The sequence below is a fragment of the Acidovorax sp. Leaf191 genome (assembly GCF_001424425.1).
Lineage (GTDB): Bacteria > Pseudomonadota > Gammaproteobacteria > Burkholderiales > Burkholderiaceae_C > Acidovorax.
In genome coordinates, this window is the sequence record NZ_LMPT01000005.1 from 172,811 (window position 1) to 191,870 (window position 19,060).

15 protein-coding genes and 2 pseudogenes are annotated in these 19,060 nt (G+C 70.3%); 8 read left to right on the forward strand and 9 right to left on the reverse strand.

Annotation, left to right across the window (positions count from 1 at the left end; genetic code table 11):
- The first annotated feature begins 76 nt into the window (after nt 1-76).
- The 3 genes from ASG27_RS06395 to ASG27_RS06405 all read left to right on the forward strand — a co-directional run bounded on the left by ASG27_RS06395 (nt 77) and on the right by ASG27_RS06405 (nt 2,738).
- On the forward strand, nt 77-859 hold the full coding sequence (locus ASG27_RS06395) for an IclR family transcriptional regulator (RefSeq protein ID WP_056409987.1): 783 nt from the start codon (nt 77-79) through the stop codon (nt 857-859).
- A 26-nt stretch (nt 860-885) separates the two neighbouring features.
- Complete coding sequence (locus tag ASG27_RS06400) at nt 886-2,073, forward strand: DUF3108 domain-containing protein (RefSeq protein ID WP_056409988.1); 1,188 nt, start codon at nt 886-888, stop codon at nt 2,071-2,073.
- A gap of 365 nt (nt 2,074-2,438) precedes the next feature.
- Nucleotides 2,439-2,738, forward strand: coding sequence for a BTH_I0359 family protein (locus ASG27_RS06405; protein ID WP_056409989.1), 300 nt, complete (start codon nt 2,439-2,441; stop codon nt 2,736-2,738).
- Between the two features lie 99 nt (nt 2,739-2,837).
- Here the strand turns inward: ASG27_RS06405 and ASG27_RS06410 are convergent, their stop codons facing one another.
- Together ASG27_RS06410 and pdxR are read right to left on the reverse strand one after the other, a co-directional pair.
- A complete protein-coding gene (locus ASG27_RS06410; protein ID WP_056409991.1) occupies nt 2,838-3,935 on the reverse strand; it encodes an AbrB family transcriptional regulator in 1,098 nt (365 codons plus the stop codon).
- Nucleotides 3,936-4,079: 144 nt separating this feature from the next.
- A complete protein-coding gene (pdxR, locus tag ASG27_RS06415) occupies nt 4,080-5,576 on the reverse strand; it encodes a MocR-like pyridoxine biosynthesis transcription factor PdxR (RefSeq protein ID WP_056409993.1) in 1,497 nt (498 codons plus the stop codon).
- A gap of 178 nt (nt 5,577-5,754) precedes the next feature.
- Here pdxR and ASG27_RS06420 point away from each other — a divergent pair, with 178 nt between their 5' ends.
- Complete coding sequence (locus tag ASG27_RS06420) at nt 5,755-6,486, forward strand: GNAT family N-acetyltransferase (RefSeq protein ID WP_056409995.1); 732 nt, start codon at nt 5,755-5,757, stop codon at nt 6,484-6,486.
- Between the two features lie 45 nt (nt 6,487-6,531).
- Here ASG27_RS06420 and ASG27_RS06425 read toward each other — a convergent pair whose 3' ends face one another.
- From ASG27_RS06425 to ASG27_RS27965, 6 genes and pseudogenes are all read right to left on the reverse strand, one after another.
- Nucleotides 6,532-7,116: a hemerythrin domain-containing protein gene (locus tag ASG27_RS06425; protein ID WP_056409996.1), complete on the reverse strand. Its 585-nt coding sequence runs from the start codon at nt 7,114-7,116 to the stop codon at nt 6,532-6,534.
- Between the two features lie 12 nt (nt 7,117-7,128).
- Nucleotides 7,129-7,541, reverse strand: a pseudogene (locus ASG27_RS06430) (ribonucleotide reductase subunit alpha).
- 48 nt (nt 7,542-7,589) lie between these two features.
- On the reverse strand, nt 7,590-8,279 hold the full coding sequence (locus ASG27_RS06435; protein WP_082485850.1) for a nitroreductase family protein: 690 nt from the start codon (nt 8,277-8,279) through the stop codon (nt 7,590-7,592).
- A gap of 28 nt (nt 8,280-8,307) precedes the next feature.
- Nucleotides 8,308-9,627 carry an NnrS family protein gene (locus tag ASG27_RS06440; protein ID WP_056409998.1) on the reverse strand — a complete coding sequence of 440 codons (1,320 nt, stop codon included), beginning with the start codon at nt 9,625-9,627 and terminating at the stop codon, nt 8,308-8,310.
- A gap of 46 nt (nt 9,628-9,673) precedes the next feature.
- Nucleotides 9,674-12,130 (reverse strand): adenosylcobalamin-dependent ribonucleoside-diphosphate reductase, encoded by a 2,457-nt coding sequence (locus ASG27_RS06445; protein WP_056410000.1) that lies wholly within the window; start codon nt 12,128-12,130, stop codon nt 9,674-9,676.
- Between the two features lie 190 nt (nt 12,131-12,320).
- Nucleotides 12,321-12,514, reverse strand: a pseudogene (locus ASG27_RS27965) (carbonic anhydrase); the annotation flags it as partial.
- A gap of 176 nt (nt 12,515-12,690) precedes the next feature.
- Between ASG27_RS27965 and ASG27_RS06455 the strand changes: the two are divergent.
- Nucleotides 12,691-13,617, forward strand: a complete 927-nt coding sequence (locus tag ASG27_RS06455) for a ChaN family lipoprotein (protein ID WP_056410003.1) — start codon at nt 12,691-12,693, stop codon at nt 13,615-13,617.
- A 207-nt stretch (nt 13,618-13,824) separates the two neighbouring features.
- Here ASG27_RS06455 and ASG27_RS06460 read toward each other — a convergent pair whose 3' ends face one another.
- Entirely contained in the window at nt 13,825-16,086 is a 2,262-nt protein-coding gene (locus ASG27_RS06460; RefSeq protein WP_442854061.1) for a putative bifunctional diguanylate cyclase/phosphodiesterase, read from the reverse strand.
- 136 nt (nt 16,087-16,222) lie between these two features.
- Here ASG27_RS06460 and purU point away from each other — a divergent pair, with 136 nt between their 5' ends.
- From purU to ASG27_RS06475, 3 genes are all read left to right on the forward strand, one after another.
- Nucleotides 16,223-17,074, forward strand: coding sequence for a formyltetrahydrofolate deformylase (gene purU / locus ASG27_RS06465; RefSeq protein WP_056410008.1), 852 nt, complete (start codon nt 16,223-16,225; stop codon nt 17,072-17,074).
- Between the two features lie 174 nt (nt 17,075-17,248).
- Nucleotides 17,249-18,154 carry a LysR substrate-binding domain-containing protein gene (locus ASG27_RS06470; protein WP_056410010.1) on the forward strand — a complete coding sequence of 302 codons (906 nt, stop codon included), beginning with the start codon at nt 17,249-17,251 and terminating at the stop codon, nt 18,152-18,154.
- Between the two features lie 130 nt (nt 18,155-18,284).
- Entirely contained in the window at nt 18,285-18,818 is a 534-nt protein-coding gene (locus ASG27_RS06475) for a GNAT family N-acetyltransferase (RefSeq protein WP_056410011.1), read from the forward strand.
- The last annotated feature ends 242 nt before the right edge of the window (nt 18,819-19,060 follow it).

Here is a 19,060-nt window from a genome sequence, read left to right on the forward strand (position 1 = left end):
GTGGAAGGGTACCCTTAGCGAAATTACGCTTGGGTAAATTGATTTAACTAAACAAAACTAGCGAATTTTAGTGCACATGGACAAAGAACGTGCAGGTATTCAGTCCGTGGAGGTCGGTTTTGCCTTGCTGGAGGGGCTGACCCGCTCGCGCGGGCCGCTGATGCTCAAGGATGTGGCGGCCTCGGCCGGCATGAGCGCGGCCAAGGCGCACCGGTACCTGGTGAGCTTTCAGCGCCTGGGCCTGGTCACGCAGGACAGCCGCACCGCCCGCTACGACCTGGGCCCCGCGGCGCTCAAGCTGGGCCTGGCATCGCTGGCGCGGCTCGACGCGGTGCGGCTGGCGCGCGAACGCATGCCCGCGCTGATGGAAGGCATCGGCCACACGCTGGCGCTGGCGGTGTGGGGCAACCACGGCCCGACCATCGTGCACTGGGAGGAATCCTCCCAGGCCGTGACTGCCAACCTGCGCCTGGGCGACGTGATGCCGCTGCTCTCGTCCGCCACCGGCCGCTGCTTTGCCGCCCACATGGCGCCCGAGGTGGTGGCGCCGCTGCTCAAGGACGAGCTGGCCCGCGCAGTCAAGCTGCGCCGCGCCGACCTGCCCGCCACCATGGGCGAGGTGAACGCCCTGCTGGCCGACGTGCGCCAGCGTGGCGTGGCCCGCGTGGTCGACACCCTGCTGCCCGGCATCGTGGCGTTCTGCGCGCCAGTGTTCGACGCCGACGGCCACCTGGAGCTGGGCATCACCACGCTCGGCTCCATCGCCACCTTCGACCCCGAGTGGGGCGGCGCCATCGACGCGCCCCTGCGCGCGGCCGCAGCCCAGCTGTCGAGCGACCTGGGCGCGGGCAGCGCCTGACACCCCCCGGCTTCGCAACGCCCTGCATGCCCCGGCGCGCCCTGGTCCTCATCACCGCCCTGGTACTGGCCCTGCACTGGCTGGTGCTGCACGGCGTGCCCCTGGCGTGGGACAGCCCCCAGCCGCCAGCGGCGGGGCATGTCTTCAGCACCCGCAGCGTGCCGGCGCCGCCGCCCGCACCGGCCGCTGCCCCTGAGCCCACGCCCGTCGCAGCAGCAGCCCCCATGGCCCCCGCCGCGCCCCCGCCCAAGCCCCCGGCGCGCGCCAAGAAACCCGCACAGCCAGCCCCCGCCTCCCCCGCCTCCCCCGCGGAAGACTCGCTGGCAGTGGCGCCCGAGGCACCCGTGCAGGTGGCGGCCGCCGATGCCGGCGCGCCTGCACCCACGTCAGAGCCGCCTGCGGCCAGCACCGCAGCGCCAGACCCTGCGCCCGCTGCGTCGGCGCCCCAGGCCGAAGCCCCCGCGCCCGTGGCCTCGGCACCGCTCGCCGAAGCACCCAACCCCACCGCTGCCGGGACCGAGATTGCGCCCCCTGGCTCCGGCACGGGGCGCGAGGCCGCGACACCGCCGCCGCCCGTGCGCATTCCGGCCCCCACCCGGCTGGCCTTCGACGTGAGCGGGCAGGCCAAGAAGTTCGCGTACAGCGCCCGCGCCGAGCTGCTGTGGCAGCACGACGGCAGCCGCTACGAGGCGCGCCAGGAGGTCAGCGCCTTCCTGGTGGGCAGCCGCACGCAGCGCAGCGTGGGCGCCATCACCGCCCAGGGCCTGCTGCCCGAGAAGTTTTCCGACAAGTCCCGCAGCGAACAGGCCGCGCATTTCGACCATGCCAAGGGCCGCGTGACCTTCAGCGCCAACACGCCCGAGGCCGCCGTGGGCCCGGGCGCGCAGGACCGGCTGAGCCTGTTCATCCAGCTGGGCGCCATGCTGGCGGCCGACCCGGGCCGGTTCACGCCCGGCACGCAGGTCACGCTCACCACGGTGAGCGCCCGCACCGCCGACCGCTGGACCTTCACGGTCGAAGGTCCCGAAACCCTGGACCTGCCCGCCGGCCCTACCCCCGCACTGAAGCTGCTGCGCCTGCCCCGCAAGGACTACGACCAGAAAGCCGAGCTGTGGGTGGCGCCCGGCCTCAACTACCTGCCGGTGCGCATCAAGCTGACCCAGGCGAACGGCGACTTCGCCGACCTGCTGCTGCGCAGCAGCAGCGCGCCCTGACGAGACCCGTCCCAGCGCGCCCCACGCACAGCGGGCCGCCATGGGCCACAGGCGGCCGCACAGGCGCCCCGCATGCCTGCCCATCCACCCACCGCCAGCGTCCGCCCCGGCCTACGCGCCAAAGGTGTTGCGTCCTCGCGCCACTGGCCGGGCGGGGCGGTAAAAAAGACCCACCAGCCCGGAGAGGCCGGTTTTTCGTGAAATACTGGACCGCAGTTCAGGTGCGATACCGGGGCGGGCTTCCCCTGATAACCGGGGCGCTGGCAAGGCGTTACAAGCTTGCCAGCGCTCCACCGAAGCCGCCCTGGGCCTTGAACTCTGCGAACCCGCTGTCATCTGACTTTTATATCGACAAGGGGAACACGATGCACATGCTCTACGACTCAGAATCCTTCGTGGTGGTCCACATGCTGCCCGACGCCGTGGAGAAAAGCACCGGCCCGGTGCTCAACGACACTGCACCCGCCCTTCCCCAGCTCGCCCGCCACGGTTTCGAGATCGTGGACAAGCGGTCCGGCAAAGAGGTGTACCTGGACGGCTCGTGGGCCGAAATGTTCCAGGAACAGATCCTGGCGTGGCAGCGCGACACCCCCACCCAGGAAGAAGTGGAAGACGCGCTCGACCGCTATGCGGGCCTGGCGCAAAACCCGGTGGTGGTGCACTAGCTCCCCCTGAGGCGCTGCGCGCCTTCTCCCGGAGGGGACGCACCCGGTGGCCCGGCAAAGCCGGTTCCACGGATACGCTGGCGTTGGGGCAGCGCGCGCTCAAAGCTTGGTCGGCTTCTCCTCGGACGGATAGATCCGCCGATACAGCGGGTCCACCAGCATCAGCACCGCGATCAGCCGGCACACCTGGAACGCAGTCACCACCGGCACACCGAGCTGCAGCACCTTGGCCGTGATGGCCATTTCGGTGATGCCCCCGGGCGATGAGCCCAGCAGCAGCGTGACCCATGGCAGCCCGGTCGCCCAGGCCAGCACCCCGGCAAAGAGGGCGCACACCCCCATCAGCACCAGCGTGCCCAGCGCCACCGACACCATCCACCGCGGCGCGGTGCGCAAGAAGTCGGCCCGAAAGCGCACCCCCAGGCTGACCCCGATCACCAGCTGCGCGGCGTTCACCATCACCTGCGGCACGGCCGACAGGCTGATGCCCGCCATCGTGATACCCATCGACACCAGCATGGCGCCCATGAACCAGGGGTTGGCCCGACCGAGCTTGTCCATCAACAACGCGCCCACGCCCGTGAGCGCAGCCAGCAGCGCCAGGCCGGGCAGGTCGACCACGCGCGCCACCGTGGGCGGCAGCACGTCCAGGCCGTGCAGGCCGCTCCACTGCAGCGCAAACGGAATCGTGACGGTGACGATGAGCAGGCGCAGGCTGTGGCTGGCCGCCACCAGGTCGGTGCGGGCGTTCTCGCGCTCGGCCAGCAGCGTCATCTCCGACGCGGCGCCGATGGCCCCAGCGAAGTAGCTGGTGGCGCGCATCATCGGTGCCGGCACGCCATGCATGCGCGGTGCATGCACCCGGTACAGCCAGGCCCCGAACAGCCAGCCCAGGAACAGCGCCCACACGATGCCCAGCGCAATGGCCCACCACAGCCCGCCGATCAGCGCCACCACCTGCGGCGTGAAGTACAGGCCCAGCGCCGCGCCGATGGTCCACTGCCCGGCATTGCGCAGCGGCCCCCAGCTCTCCGTCGGCCCGCCGACGATGGACACCACCGACGTGGCCAGCAGCGGGCCGATCATCCAGGGCAGCGGGGTGCGCAGGGCGACGCAGGCGGCGGCCGCGGCCCAGGCCAGCAGCAGCGTGCCCAGCACGCGGGCGGCGAATTTCAAGCGGGGATTAAGGGGGGACAAAGGGGACAGGGGTGATGACGACACAGTGACGGCACGCGCAAAAAGGCAACGCCGAGTATCGCGCCCCGCCCGCCACCCCAGGTCGCCAGGCCTTACCCGCCCGGCATGGCAGGCATCGCCAAAGACAGGGCGCAGGGACCGGACCTAGGTCGTGGCGGCCTGCGCCAGCAGCGACAACCGCTGCACCAGGGGCTCGAACAGTTCCACCGGCGTGTTGCCGTAGCCCAGCACCAGGCCGTTGTCCTGCGGCTGCGGCCGCATCGCAAAGCCCGACAGCGGCGACGGCGCCATGCCGTGGCTGCGCGCCGCGGCGGCGATGGCCTGGTCCGGGCAGTTGGCCGGCAGGCGCACCAGCAGGTGCATGCCGCAGTGCCCGCCCTCGGTCTGGTGGGGCAGCGCCAGGTGCTGCGCCAGCGCGGCCCGCAGCGCCTGCTGGCGCTCGCGGTACAGGCGGCGCATGCGGCCCAGATGGCGGCTGAACTGGCCGCTGTCCATGAAATGCGCCATGGCCAGTTGCGCGTGCCGCTGGCCGCCACGCAGCATCTCGGCCAGGGGCACGCGCACAGCGTCCAGCACGGCCGCGGGCAGCACCACGAAGCCCAGGCGCAGCGACGGGAACATCGTCTTGCTGAAGGTGCCCACGTACAGCACCGGCGCGCCGTCCACCAGCCCCTGCATGGCGCCGATGGGCTCGCCCGCGTGCCGGAACTCGCTGTCGTAGTCGTCCTCGATGATCCACGCGCCGTGGCGCCGCGCCTGCTCGATGAGCGCCAGCCGCCGCGCCACCGACATCACCGCACCGCCTGGGTACTGGTGCGATGGCGAGGTGTAGACCAAGCGCGGCGTGCGCAGCACCCAGTCGGACTCGCTCGCCACCAGCCCCTGCGCATCCACCCGCAGCGGCACGGTGCGCAGGTCGCCCGCCTGCAGGGCGGACTTGGCGCCCCGGTAGCCGGGGTCTTCCACCCAGGCCACGTCGCCAGGGTTCGACAGCAGGCGCACGCACAGCGACAGCGCCTCCTGCGCGCCTTCGGTGATGACCACCTGCTCGGCCGCACAGCGCACGCCGCGCGCCACGGCCAGGTGCCGCGCGATGGCCGTGCGCAGCGCCATCTCGCCCAGCGGATCGCCATAGCCCAGCGCTGTGGGGCCGCCACCGAGCACCGCATGATCGAGCGCACGGCGCCAGGCCGCCAGCGGAAACTGCGAGAGTGCCGGCATGCCCGGGCTCAGTGCCAAGGGGGTCGCCCCGGTGCGTGGCGCGCGCGGCTGGATGAGCGCGAGGCGCGCGGCCATCGCCGGAACTTCCGGCACCGCCGGCGCCGGGTGCCGGGCGGCCGAAGCACCCGCAGGACGCTGCGCCAGCGCCGCCACCCGCGTGCCCTGCCGGTCCGACACCACATAGCCCTCGGCCACCAGTTGCTCGTAGGCCGCGGTCACCGTGTTGCGCGACAGGGCCAGGCCCTCGGCCAGCGCACGCGACCCTGGCAGCGCGCTGCCGGCCACCAACCGCCCGTCGAAGATCGCCTGGCGCAGCCGCTGGAACAGCTGCCGCCGCAATGGCTCTGCGCCAGGCCCGTGGTCCAGCGCGCTTTCGAGCAGCGTCTGCGCGACCGGGGCCTGCGGGGTTGGCTGCGCCATCTGGGCCCCACGGGAAGGCGACGATGGACCGCCGGGCACAGTGCTGGACATGCGTGGCACCTTAAAAATGCTGGATTCTGGCACTTTTCACCACACCACGCTGCAGCTAACTTCAGGGCGTCTTCAGCCGACACCTCTTTCTTTTTCTTTTCCCTATCTCTCTGCAAGGACCCCGCGCATGCCATCTTCCGTTGTGAACGAATACCAGCAACCCGTGGGCGCACCGCTGCCCGGCTGGAGCCCCCGGCCGCGCCCGGCCCGCACCGTGCTCGAAGGCCACTACGGCCGACTGGAACCGCTGGACGCCGCCCGCCATGCCAGCGACCTGTACGCCGCCTACGCGCAGGCGCCGGACGGCCGCGGCTGGACCTACATGGGCGTGGGGCCGTTCACCGACGCTGCCAGCTACCGCGCCCACTGCGAGCAGGCCGCCGCCAGCACCGACCCGCTGCACTACGCCGTGATCGACCGGCGCACCGGCCGCGCCGTGGGCACGCTGTCGCTGATGCGCATCGACCCGGCCCACGGCGTGGTCGAGGTGGGGCATGTGATGTTCTCGCCGCTGCTCCAGCGCACCCCGATCTCCACCGAGGCGCAGTACCTGCTGATGCAGTATGTGTTCGCGGACCTGGGCTACCGCCGCTACGAGTGGAAGTGCGACAGCCTGAATGCGCCGTCCCGCGAGGCGGCCAAGCGCCTGGGCTTCCAGTTCGAAGGCATCTTTCGCCAGGCCCTCGTCTACAAGGGCCGCAGCCGCGACACGGCGTGGTTCTCGATCCTGGACAGTGAATGGCCCGCGTTGAAGGCAGGCTTCGAGCGCTGGCTCGCCCCGGGCAACTTCACCGAGGACGGCAGCCAGCGCGTGTCCCTGGCGGCACTGCGCGAGGGTACGGCAGCGCAAGCCGCCTGATCCGCCTGCCGATCCGCCACGCACCCCGCCATGCGCTGTCCTGCGCTACCCCTGCGGGCCCGGGCGCGCTGCCACCGGGGACTGCCGCCGGCCCGCCATCTCCAGGCCCATGGCCTGCAGCGTGGCGCCGGGCAGCAGACCGTGGGCCGCCGGGTAGGCCACCCGTTCCTCGTCCTCGATGTGGCGGGCATAGCGCTCGGCAAAGCGGTCCAGCACCGCGCAGTCGGCGGCGCTGAATGCACGAACTCGGCCCTCCACCAGCGCCCGCAGGGGCTGGCGCGCGGCGGCCCAGTCGGCCACCATGTCGCGGTGGTCCTGCAGCAGCCGCTGCACCAGCGCCACCACCTCGGCCGGCCCCTGGGCCAGCAGGGGCGGAAACACATGCAGCTCTTCATCCTCATGGTGCAGCGGCGCCGCGATGTCGAAGTAGCGCAGCACGTCGCGGGCCGCCTGGCGGGCAGGCTCGTCAGCGCCGTGGGTCTGCACGTGGCCGCGCAGCCGGCCCAGCAACGCCAGCGTGCGCTGCACGCGCTCGTGGCAGGCCTCCAGCATGGCAAAGGGCTGCTCGAACCCCACGCCCGGTGCGTTGAAACCCGGGATCTCGCGGGCAGAGGCAGGTGCGGTCGTCATGCGGCCACTACCTCAGCCAAACCGCACGGGCTGGCCCTGGCGGTCAAACGGGATGTACGCACCGAGCGCACCTTGCTGGATCGCATCGACCATGCGCTGCGGCGGGGCCCCGGCCTCCGCGGGGGTGGACGCCTGTTCAAGGTGCCCGGCATCGCCGCGGCAAACACCATCGCCCAGTCGTGGCCCGGCGCGGTGAACTGGCGGGCGTCCTCCACCAGTGCAGCGAACGATGGCAGCTCCTGCGGCGTCTTGTCCACGCACATCAGCGGCACCGGGGCGCAGCCCTGCCCCGCCTCGAAGCGTGCATGCTGGGCAGTGGTGGCGTCATCGGGCAGATCCACCGCCGTGAACACGAACAGCAGGCGCTGCGGCTCGGGCTGCTGGCGCGCGGCCTGCAGCAGGTCATCGCAACTTGAAATATCCATGGGGCGGCAACGAAACGGTTGTAAGAGAAAAGACAGAGAAAAAGGAAATCAGAACCCAGGCACCACGCCCCGCTGCGCATCCAGCGTGCTCACGTAGTTGCGCGCCGCAGGCCGCGACCGCGCCGACTTGCGCGACTGCACCGTGCCGATGCTGATGAAGCACAGCGCCTGTTCGGAGTCCGCCAGCCTGAACAACGAACGCAAGCCCGGCTCCTTGAGCGCCTTGCCGCTGGTGAGTGCCGAGCCGTAGCCCTGCGCCGTGGCCATGAGCAGCATGTTCTGCACCGCGCAGCCGGCCGACACCAGGCGCTCGGCCAGGTCGATGCCGGGGTCGCCGCGCTGCGCGTCCACCACGGCCAGCATGAGCACCGGCGCGCGGTGCGCCTTCTCGCGCGCCTGTGCGGACTGCTCGGGCGTGGCGGCGGGGTCGCGCTGCTGCAGCGCCTGGGCGAACACCTCGGCCAGTGCCGCACGTGCAGCCTCGGGCACCAGCACGAACCGCCAGGGCACCAGTTGCCCGTGGTCGGGCGCGTGGGCCGCGGCCTGGAGAATCTGCGCCAGTTCGTCGGTACCGGGCCCGGGGCCCGCCAAACGCTTGGGCAGGATGGTCTGGCGCGACTGGATGAGCGTGGCCGCGATGGCCGCCACGTCGTCGATGCCACTGGCAGGCACCGCAGGCGCGGCCGTGCGCTGCCGTGCGGCGCCGCGCGGGTTCAGGGGCCAGGGGATGACAGCCATCGCGGTTCCTTGTCCAACAAACAGGGGCTCAGCCCGGACGGCCATCGGCCCGCAGGCGGCCATACCAGCCACTGAGCCGCACGCCCCAGACCCCCATGGTGGCCGCCCACAGCACGGCCGCCACCGGCAGCAGCCAGGCCCAGGCCACGCCGAATGCGCCCGGCATGGCCGCCGCAATGCGCAGCAGCGTGGCCGCCTGCAGCAACCAGAACAGTGCCCAGACGATGCGGTCGGCCACGAGCGCGCGGCCGCTGTGGCCGCACGACACGCGCGTGACCATGGCCAGCATCAGCGATGCGGGGCACCCCATGGTGAGCGCATGCAGCGCACCCAGCCCCAGCGTGCCGATGCCAAAGGCCCAGGCCAGCCACGGCGACAGGCCGCCCAGCAAGAACGCCACGCCCAGCCACACAAAGCCGATGTGCAGCATGGCCAGAAGCCGGTTCTTCAGGCTCTGCACCAGGCCCCACACGCAGGCCAGCCACACCAGCACGCCCCCCACCACCAGCTGCAGGGCGCCGTGCACCAGCATCCAGGCGGGCCCGGCGCGGCTGGCGGGTACACCCGCCCATTCCAGCCAGGTGGCCAGCACCTGCATGCCGGCCGCGGCCAGCATGAGCCACAGCACCCAGAACAGGCGCCAAGAGCGCACCGTGGGCATGGCGCTGGAGGTAAAGAACGGAATCATCCGGTGCGCCACCGTGACGTACACCACGACCACGAAGCCCCACAGCCCCGTGTACACACAGGCCCGCGCCAGCGCATGCGTGCCCACCGCCAGGCTGAACCACAGCGCCACCAGGCTCATGCAGCCCACGCCGCAGGCCACGCCGATCACGCGGGCATGGAGCTGGTCTTCCGCGCGGCTGGCGCGCACACGCCCCCAGAACAGCGCCGTCATCCACAACAGGCCCGCGCCGGCCAGGGCCAGGCCGACCAGCACCGCGCCGATGCGCCAGTGCGCACCCACCAGCCACAGCAACCAGCCCAGCGCCTGCAATACCAGCGGCGCGCGCAGCGCCTGCGGCGGCAAGGGGGCCACCCCCAGCCACTTGGGCCCGGCCGTGAACAGAAAGCCCGAGAAGAACAGCGGAATGAAACCCAGCGCCATCACCGCCGCATGCACGGTGGTGGGCGACATCGCGTAGTACATGCCCCACAAGCCGGTGGAGCGCGCCACCTGCACCAGCGCCCACCAGGCGCCCGAGGCCACCAGCACCACCATCGCCAGGAAGAACCCCAGCCGGTGCGGCGCCAGCATCAGGTACTGCCAGCGCCAGCGCGGGTCCTGCTGCGCCACGGCCTGTGCCGACGGCTTGCCAATCGCGACAGGAATGACTTTGCTCATGGCGTGTACCTACCCTGCGAAAGATTGCCGTGCACGGCGAACGCGCTCATCCGCAGCTGCCCAGGTGGCCGCACTGCGTGCAGTAGTCGCAGCCGTCCTTGCGGATCACCGCATGGGCGCCGCATTCGCTGCACTTCTTGCCCGCCATGGCCTGTGGCACGGCCGCGGGCGGCGGCGCGGGCTCGTCCAGCGGCAGCAGTTGCTGCACCGGGTCCGCCACGCGGCGCGACAGGATGTTCTGGATGGCATAGGCCATGGCCGCCACTTCCGAGTCGTGCCACATCGGCACCAGCGTGCCGTCGTCCTTGCGGTGCTGCCCCAGGCGCACAGGGCCCCGGTCCCATGCCACCTTGCGCATGTCGGACAGGGCCCGTTCCAGAAAACCGCCGCGCGCCGCCAGCGACAGCATGCGCATGCTGGAGGTGATCCACTGCTGCGACTCGCCGCTTTGCCCCACGGGCATGAAGAACTCGATCGCACGGTCTACCGTGCGGCCACCCAAGCCCGTGGGCACGGGCAGAAAGGACACGATGAGGTACAGCGTCTTGTGGCCCTCCTGCGTCCAGTATTCGAGCTTTTCCGCCACGGCCGACAGGCCGCCCTGCGGCCGGCTCTCGATGACAGTGCGCATCGGGTCCACAGGCGCTGCGGCGGTAACAGCAGGCGAGGGCTTTGCCACTGCAGCAGCTTCGGGTGCGGGCTCTGCATGCGTTTCGAGCACCGAGCCCAGGATGCTATTGGGCCGGTAGGTGGCCAGCCCCTTGAGCCGCGCGCGCCAGGCCTGCAGGTACAGGTTCTTGAAGTCGTCGTAGGGGTAGTCCGCCGGGATGTTCACCGTCTTGGAGATGGCCGTGTCCACGAAGGGCTGCACGGTCTCCATCATCGCGATGTGGTCCTGCGCCGACATCGCCAGGGCCGAGACGAAATAGTCGGGCAGCGCATTCACATCGCCGCCCAGGTCGCGGTACAGCCGCCAGGCGTGGTCCTCCACCGCGTACTCCAGCGTGCTGCCATCGGACTCGCGCTTCTTGCGCTTGTACATCCACGAGAACGGCGGCTCGATGCCGTTGGAAGCGTTGTCGGCAAACGCCAGGCTCACCGTGCCCGTGGGCGCGATGGACAGCAGATGGCTGTTGCGGATGCCGTGCTCGCGGATCGACGCCTGTATTGGCGCGGGCAGCCGGCTGGCAAAGGTGCCCTCGGCCAGGTAGCCCCGCGCATCGAACTTCGGGAACGCCCCTTTCTCGCGCGCCAGCTCCACCGACGCCGCATAGGCCGCATCGCGCATGTGCTCGGCAATGCGCGCCGCCATGGTGCGGCCCTCGGGCCGGTCGTAGCGCAGGCACAGCATGGCCAGCGTGTTGCCCATGCCGGTAAAGCCCACGCCGATGCGCCGCTTGGCCATGGCCTCGTCGCGCTGCTGCGGCAGCGGCCAGAAGGTCACATCCAGCACGTTGTCGAGCGCCCGCACCTGCAGCGCCACCGCCTGGCCGAAGGCCTCGAAGTCGAACGCTGCCACACCACCAAAGCCGAAAGCGTGCCGCACGAAGCGGGTCAGGATGACAGGGCCGAGGTCACAGCAGCCATACGACGGAAGCGGCTGCTCGCCGCACGGGTTGGTCGCCGCGATGTCCTCGCAGTAATGCAGGTTGTTGTCTTCGTTGATGCGGCCCAGGAACAGGATCCCAGGCTCGGCGAAGTCGTAGGCGGACTTCATGATCGTGTCCCACAACTGGCGCGCCCGCACGGTGGCGTAGACCCACAGGCCATCGGCCCGCTGGCGGGCGCCTTGCGTCTGCAATGCGGCGCCGGGCGCGGCCTGGTGCACCAGCTCCCAGGGGGTGTCGTTCTGCACCGCGTCGATGAAGGCGTCCGACACGCCCACCGACACGTTGAAATTGTTCCAGCGGCCCGGGGTGCGCTTGGCGGTGATGAACTCCTGCACATCGGGATGGTCGATGCGCAGCACGCCCATCTGTGCGCCCCGGCGCGCACCCGCGCTCTCCACGGTGGAGCAGGACTGGTCGAACACGTTCATGTAGCTGCACGGCCCCGAGGCCATGGAGGCCGTGCCCTTCACGTGTGCGCCCTTGGGGCGGATGCGCGAGAAGTCGTAGCCCACGCCGCCGCCACGGCGCATGGTCTCGGCCGCTTCGCGCAGCGCTTCGTAGATGCCCGGAAAGCCTTCGTCGTCCACGCCCTGGATGCAGTCGCCCACGGGCTGCACGAAGCAGTTGATCAGCGTGGCCTGGATGTCGGTGCCCGCCGCGCTCATGATGCGCCCCGCGCCGATGGCGCCAGCCTGGAGGTTGGCCAGGAACAGGGCTTCGTACTTCGCACGCAGATCGGGCGCCTCCACCGAAGCGAGCGCACGCGCCACGCGGGCGTACAGCTCGTCCACGGAGGTTTCGCCGGGCTTGAGGTACTTCTCGCGCAGCACATCCAGGCTGATGGGCTGCAGGGACGAGGGGGTGGCCAGAGTGTGCTGTGGTTCGCGCTTCATGGGTACCGATGGTTGGGGGTTCACGACAGTAGGGGCTTGCGCTGGGTCAAGACGCACGCAGTGCCATTGCAGGGGCGCCATGCGGCGCGGGGTTCAGACGCAAACAGAGACGCACGCGTGCTGCGCGTGTGCATGTCGCGCCAGGCATCGTCGAGCCACACTGGGCTGTCATGCTCGGCATGGGGGTGGGCACAAAGCCACCACTTCGGACGTCAAAGACATGGACTTCGCCCTCCTCGATCACATGGTGCCAGCCCTGCGGGCTGATTTGCCCCGACGGCACCCGACCGCGCACCATGGGTACTCCATGAGGCGCTCGAGCCGCAGCACCACCGGGCGCTGCTGCATGCAGCAAAGGACCTCGGGCCCCGCCTGCGAGGGCAGCCAGCGTCTGGAAGGTTTTCCGGTACTGCGCAAAGGCATCGTCATGGAAACGGCGCAGCCGGTCAAGTAGCTCGTCGGGCTAGGGGCAGTGCTTGCGATTGGTGACAAGATTTACCCGCGCGCTGTGTCACTGCACCACCCCACAGCGTGAGCCCCGCCGCGCGTAGCATCACACCATGCACACACCGCCATCGACCTTCTTCACATTCCGCCGCGCTGCACCTGGGCTCGCGGTGGCCAGCCTGGCGCTGCTGGGGGGCTGCACCGGCCTGGGCATAGCCCCCACGGCCTCGTCACCCACCACGACCTCTGCCACCGCCGTCTCCACCGCCGCCTGGCCTGCGCGCCTGCAGGCCCTGCTGCCCGCCGACGTGCTGCTGCTGGGCGAAAAGCACGATGCCGCCGAGCACCAGCAATGGCAGCGCGACACCGTGCAGGCGCTGGCCGCCCGGGGCCAGCTGGCGGCCGTGGTGATGGAGATGGCCGAGCAGGGCCACAGCACCACCGGCCTGCCCCGCGATGCCACCGAGGCCCAGGTGCAGGCCGCCCTGCAGTGGAAGGACGCCGCCTGGCCCTGGAAGGCCTACGGCCCGGTGGTGATGGCCGCCGTGGCTGCGGGCGTGCCCGTGTGGGGCGGCAACCTGCCCCGCGCCCGCATGCGCGACGCCATGGCCGACGCCGCGTGGGACCGGCACCTGCCCGCCCCCGCATTGCAGCGCCAGTACGAAGCGCTGCGCGAAGGCCACTGCGGCCTGCTGCCCGAGTCGCAGATCGCGCCCATGGCCCGCATCCAGATCGCCCGGGACGCCGCCATGGCCCGCACCGCGACCGAAGCGCGCGTGAGCGGCCAGACCGTGCTGCTGATCGCCGGTGGCGGGCATGTGCTGCGCAGCCTGGGCGTGCCCACGCACTTGCCTGCAGGTTTGACGTCCAAAGTGGCCATGGCGCAGGCAGGGCAAGCGCAAGCAGCTATCAAAAACGGAGCGATCGCCAATGTTGACGCGGATGCAGACGCCATCGTGGCCACCCCGGCCCTGCCCGCCAAGGACCACTGCGCGGAGCTGCGCGAGCAGTGGGGCAAGGGCGCAAGCCCGGCGCGGTGATGCCGGCGTGCATTCATGCATTCATGCATTCATGCATTCATGCGTTCATGCGTTCATGCGTTCATGCGTTCATGCGTGCGTTCAAAAAATTCCCCATCCGTTCACGCTGGGCTTGTCGCAGGGCTCAGCCCGAACGAGTGGGTCATCCAGCACTGATTCCGAAGTCAACGCGCTGGCGGCCCAGCGTCCGCCTGCTGTTTTTCCCCTTCAGCCCGCCCCGCTGCGCTCCCGCAGCAGCGCCGCAAACGCCGCCGCGGGCAGCGGCCGGCTGCACAGGTAGCCCTGGTAGGCGTCGCACCCGCGCTCTTGCAAGAAGGCCAGTTGGCCTTCGTCCTCCACGCCCTCGGCCAGTACCGACAGGCCCATGCTGTGCCCCATGGCGATGATGGCCGCGCTGATGGCCATGTCGTCGCTGCTTTGCGGAATGTCGCGGATGAAGCCCTGGTCGATCTTGAGCACGTCGATCGGAAAGCGCTTGAGCTGCGCGAGCGACGAGTAGCCGGTGCCGAAGTCGTCCACCGCGATGCGCACGCCCAGGCTGCGCAGGCGCATCAGCACCAGGCGCGCCTCTTCGGTGCGCTCGGCCAGCGCGGATTCGGTGATCTCCAGCTCCAGCCACTCGCTCGGAAAGCCCGAGTCCGCGAGCGCCGCCGACGTGCAGCCCGCCAGGTCGGTCAGGTGGAACTGGCGCGGCGACACGTTGACGGCCAGCGTCAGGTCGGGCAGGCCTTCGGCGCGCCATTGCTGGCCCTGGCGGCAGACCTCGCGCAGCACCCATTCGCCCAGCGGGCCGATCACGCCCGAGGTCTCGGCCACCGGGATGAAGCGCGCGGGCGATATCAGCCCCTCGTCGGGGTCGTTCCAGCGCACCAGCGCCTCGGCGCCCAGGATGCGGCCCGAGCGGATGTCCACCTGCGGCTGGTAGTACATCTGCAGGTGCCCGAGCGCCAGCGCCAGCCGCAGGCGGGATTCGAGCGCCAGCCGCTCGCGCGCGGCCTGGGTCATGGCCTCGTGGAAGAAGCACCACGCGCCCCGGCCCCGCGCCTTGGCGCCGTACACCGCCGCGTGGGCGCCCTGCAGCAGCAGCTCGGTGGTAGCGGCATGCTCGGGGAACATGCAGATGCCCACGCTCACGCCGGCCACCACCTCGAAGCCGTCGGGCGAGCGCCAGGGCTCGGCCACGGCGGCGATCAGGTGCCGCGCCACCGCCGCCGCGCCGTCGGCATGGCGCATGTGGCGCGCCACCACGGCCAGCTCGTCGCCGGCCAGGCGCCCCAGCACGTCGCCGGGCCGCAGGGCCGACTGCACCCGCCGCGCGATGTGCTTGAGCACCTCGTCGCCGGTGGTGTGGCCGTAGCTGTCGTTCACGTCCTTGAAGCGGTCCAGGTTGAGCAGCAGCACGGCGATGTGCTCGCCGCTGGCGCGCGCCTCCTGCACCACCTGCTCGACCTGGTGCCCGAACCAGGCGCGGTTGGACAGCCCCGTGAGCGCGTCGTTGTGCGCCAGGAATTCGAGCTGCCGCTGGTGCGCCTTTTCTTCGGAGATGTCGGTGAACATGCAGACGTAGTGCGTCACCTCGCCCGCCGGGTCGCGCACGGCCGACAGCGACATGTGCTCGGGGAAGACCTCGCCGTTCTTGCGGCGGTTCCAGATCTCGCCCTGCCAGTGGCCCGTCTGGCGCAGCGTGCCCCACAGGGCGTCGTAGAACGCGCGGTCGTGCCGGCCGGACTTGAACACGCGCGGCGTCTTGCCCAGCAGCTCCTCCTCGGTGTAGCCCAAGAGGCGTGTGACGGCCGCGTTGACCGACAGGATGCGGCTGTGGGCGTCGGTCACCACCACGCCCTCGACGGTGTTGTCCACCACCGTGGCGGCCAGGCGCTGGCGGGTTTCGCTGGACTGCAGCGCGGCGCGCGCGGCCGTGATCTCGTCGAGGTCCTGCACCACGCAGACCAGGTGCGCGGGCTCGTCGCCGGCCTCGGGGATCTGCGTCACGGTGCACAGCACCGGCACCCTGCGGCCACCGCCGGGGGGCTGGCATTCGCGCTCGTCCACATAGTGATCGATCTCGCCTGCCAGCAGGCGGGCCAGCTGCAGGGTGGCGCCGTCCGGCTCGCGCGCCAGCATCACATCGCGGAAGTTGAGGATGCGCACTTGCGCCAGCGTCACGCCCAGCAGGGCACAGAGCCGCTCGTTGGCCCACAGGAAGCGCCCGTCCGGCGCTACCCGCGCGAACCCGGCGGGCGCATGGCGCACCACCTGCGACAGCTCCCGCGCCGTGGCCCAGCGCACCTTCTCGGCGCGGCGCATGCGCCGCAGCATCCACCAGGCCAGCGCGCTGGTCAGCAGCACATAGCCCCAGCCCTTCCAGGTTTGCCAGTGGGTGATCCGCGCAGGGTCGGTCACCCAGTGCGCCAGCAGCGCGTCGCCCGCAAACACCCAGGCCACCCCGAGCACCAGGTACAGCAGCATCCCCCGCCAGGGAGCGAAACGCGGGACCTCGCCCGGATTGACCATCGATTTCCCCCGTTATCCGCCCACCGGCCGTACTAAGGCCGCACAGGGCGCGGCCACACGGTGCCAGCCATGCTGCGACAATGTCGCGGCTATGACGACCAACGCCTACATCCTTACCCTGTCCTGCCCCGATCGCCTGGGGCTGGTGCACGCTGTCTCCGGTTTTCTGCTGGAGCACGGCGGCAACATCGAAGAAGCCGCGCAGTACAACGACCACGCCACGGGCCTGTTCTTCATGCGGGTGCAGTTCGCCTGCGACCAGCATGACCACGCCACGCTCAAGACCCGCCTGGCCAGCTTTGCAGAGCCCCACACCATGCGCTGGAGCCTGCACGCCACGGCAGCGCCCATGAAGACGGTGCTCATGGTCAGCAAGGAGGGCCACTGCCTGAACGACCTGCTGTTCCGCTGGAAGAGCGGCCTCTTGCCCATCGACATCCGCGCCATCGTCAGCAACCACCGCGACTTCTACCAACTGGCGGCCAGCTACAACGTGCCGTTTCACCACATCCCGGTGACCGCTGCCACCAAGCCGCAGGCCGAAGCCAGGCAGCTTGAGATTATCGAGGCCGAAGGGGCCGAGCTGGTGGTGCTGGCGCGCTACATGCAGGTCCTTTCTCTTGATCTGTGTCAAGCTTTGGCCGGACGGGCGATCAACATCCACCACAGCTTCCTGCCCAGCTTCAAGGGCGCCAAGCCCTACTACCAGGCCCACGACCGCGGCGTGAAGCTCATCGGCGCCACCGCCCACTACGTGACGGCCGACCTGGACGAAGGCCCCATCATCGAGCAGGACGTGGCCCGCGCCGACCACACCGACACGGTGGAAGACCTGACCGCCCGCGGCCGCGACACCGAAAGCCAGGTGCTGGCCCGCGCGGTGAAGTGGCACAGCGAGCACCGCGTGATCCTGAACGGCCACAAGACCGTCGTTTTCAAGTAGCAATGCAACACCCCCCTGAGTCGCTTCGCGCCGTACTCCCGCTCTCGCAGCGCGGTGCACCGCAGGCAGGGGGACGCCGCCAGCGCGGCGGGGCGGCCCTTGCCCGGCGGCCCTCGCCGGGGGTGTGCCGGTTTCAAGCGCTGTGCCCAGTGCGCAGCGCGGAGGTTGGCTGACATGGCTGCGGCGACCCCTTCGACCTTCCAGAACAGCGCGGCGCGGCGCATACCACCCATCCAATGCCTGCTGACTTTTGAAGCGCTGGCGCGCCTGCGCAGCGTGACGCAGACGGCCGAGGAGCTGTGCGTCACGCCCAGCGCGGTGAGCCACCGGGTCAAGCAGCTGGAGCAGATCCTGGGTGTGCGGCTGTTCGGGCGGGCCGACTTTTCGCTGACCACCGAAGGCAGCGCCTACTTGGCCCATGTGCGCGAGGGGCTGGGGGCGCTGCAGCGCTTTCCAGGGGCGGCATCGGCCCCCGGCCGCCGGCGGCTCAAGCTGGCCGTCACGCCCACCTTTGCGCGCACCATCCTCATCCCGCGCCTGCGGCAGTTCACCGAGGCTTACCCCGAGATCGACCTGGCGCTGCAGGTGTCCATTCCGCTGCTCGACGTGGTGGCCGAAGACGCCGACCTGATGGTGCGCTTCGGCCCCGGCCACTATGCCGACGTGGAGCATGTGGAGCTGGCCCGCGACGTGGTCACGCCCCTGGCCTCGCCCGCCTTCGTGCGCGAGCACGGGCCTTTCGACAAGCCCGAGGACCTGGAGGGCGTGCCCCTGCTGCGCAGCCCGCTCGAGCCGTGGCGCACCTGGTTCGCCGCCACCGCCCTGGACTGGGCCGAGCCCAGCGAAGGCTCGCAGTTCAACGACATCGGCCTGATGTGCGACGCCGCATCCGCCGGCATGGGCGTGGCCCTGGTGCGGCTGAAGCTCGGTGCGCCGTGGCTGGAGAACGGCACGCTGGTGCGCCTGTTCGACGCCGACACCGCCAGCCCGCACGCGCACTACCTGTGCTGGCGCACCGGCACCATGGACCGCTGGGAATGCGCGGCCTTTGCCGACTGGCTGCGCAAGACGATGGCGTGAGCGGCAGCGGCGCGGCGCATGGCTCGCTGCGGCGCTACTTCATGGCGCCATCGGCTCACCCACGCACCACTGCAACACCGCGCCAACGCAGCATCACCATCACCGTCGCATCCATCCACCACCTGCCGACATGAATCTCACCATCCGCCCTGCACAGCCCGCCGACGCCAACGCCATCGCGCGCATCCACGTTGCGGCCTGGCAGGCGGCGTACGCCGGCATCATCGACGCCGCCTACCTGGCCGCCATGTCCGCGGCCCAACGCGAAGGCTACTGGGCCCAAGCGATTGCCCAGGGCGCACCCGAGGTGCTGCTGGCGCAGGACGACAGCGACGGCGCGGTGACCGGCTGGATCGCCCTGGGCGACTGCCGAGACCCCGGAGCGCCCGCCACGCGGGGCGAAGTCTGGGCCATCTATGTCGACCCTGCGCGTTGGGCCCGCGGTACGGGGCACGCCCTGTGGCAGCACGCCCGCGAGCACCTGTTGGCCCGTGGCAAGGCAGAGGCAAGCCTGTGGGTGCTAGCGGCCAACGCGCCTGCCATCCGGTTCTACGCGCGGCAGGGCTTTGCGCCCGATGCGGATGGGGTCAAAAGCATCACGGTAGCGGGCACCACCCTGCAGGAGCTGCGGTACACGGCATTGCTGGCGCCCAGCGGTGGGTAGTGCTTTGATAGTGCTTTGATAGTGCTTTGATAGTGCTTTGATAGTGCTTTGATAGTGCTTTGATAGTGCTTGGGCAGTGCTTGGATGGCGAGCGGGTAGCGGGTAGCGGTTAGCGAGTAGTGAGCGACTCGCATACGGCCCCGTGAGTGGCAAGTCGGTAGTGAAAACTGCAGAGGTCGCCGCGACCGGTGGCCCGTAGCCAAGCCGCACAGCCCGCGGCCCCGCCAGGATTTTCACGGCCG

Bases quoted from the DNA above. Each gene is read 5' to 3' on its own strand.
- ASG27_RS06395 (WP_056409987.1), top strand. From the start codon at position 77: ATGGACAAAGAACGTGCAGGTATTCAGTCCGTGGAGGTCGGTTTTGCC.
- ASG27_RS06400 (WP_056409988.1), top strand. From the start codon at position 886: ATGCCCCGGCGCGCCCTGGTCCTCATCACCGCCCTGGTACTGGCCCTG.
- ASG27_RS06405 (WP_056409989.1), top strand. From the start codon at position 2,439: ATGCACATGCTCTACGACTCAGAATCCTTCGTGGTGGTCCACATGCTG.
- pdxR (WP_056409993.1), bottom strand. From the start codon at position 5,576: ATGGCGCAGCCAACCCCGCAGGCCCCGGTCGCGCAGACGCTGCTCGAA.
- ASG27_RS06420 (WP_056409995.1), top strand. From the start codon at position 5,755: ATGCCATCTTCCGTTGTGAACGAATACCAGCAACCCGTGGGCGCACCG.
- ASG27_RS06425 (WP_056409996.1), bottom strand. From the start codon at position 7,116: ATGACGACCGCACCTGCCTCTGCCCGCGAGATCCCGGGTTTCAACGCA.
- ASG27_RS06435 (WP_082485850.1), bottom strand. From the start codon at position 8,279: ATGGCTGTCATCCCCTGGCCCCTGAACCCGCGCGGCGCCGCACGGCAG.
- ASG27_RS06440 (WP_056409998.1), bottom strand. From the start codon at position 9,627: ATGAGCAAAGTCATTCCTGTCGCGATTGGCAAGCCGTCGGCACAGGCC.
- ASG27_RS06445 (WP_056410000.1), bottom strand. From the start codon at position 12,130: ATGAAGCGCGAACCACAGCACACTCTGGCCACCCCCTCGTCCCTGCAG.
- ASG27_RS06455 (WP_056410003.1), top strand. From the start codon at position 12,691: ATGCACACACCGCCATCGACCTTCTTCACATTCCGCCGCGCTGCACCT.
- ASG27_RS06460 (WP_442854061.1), bottom strand. From the start codon at position 16,086: ATGCTGCTGTACCTGGTGCTCGGGGTGGCCTGGGTGTTTGCGGGCGAC.
- purU (WP_056410008.1), top strand. From the start codon at position 16,223: ATGACGACCAACGCCTACATCCTTACCCTGTCCTGCCCCGATCGCCTG.
- ASG27_RS06470 (WP_056410010.1), top strand. From the start codon at position 17,249: ATGGCTGCGGCGACCCCTTCGACCTTCCAGAACAGCGCGGCGCGGCGC.
- ASG27_RS06475 (WP_056410011.1), top strand. From the start codon at position 18,285: ATGAATCTCACCATCCGCCCTGCACAGCCCGCCGACGCCAACGCCATC.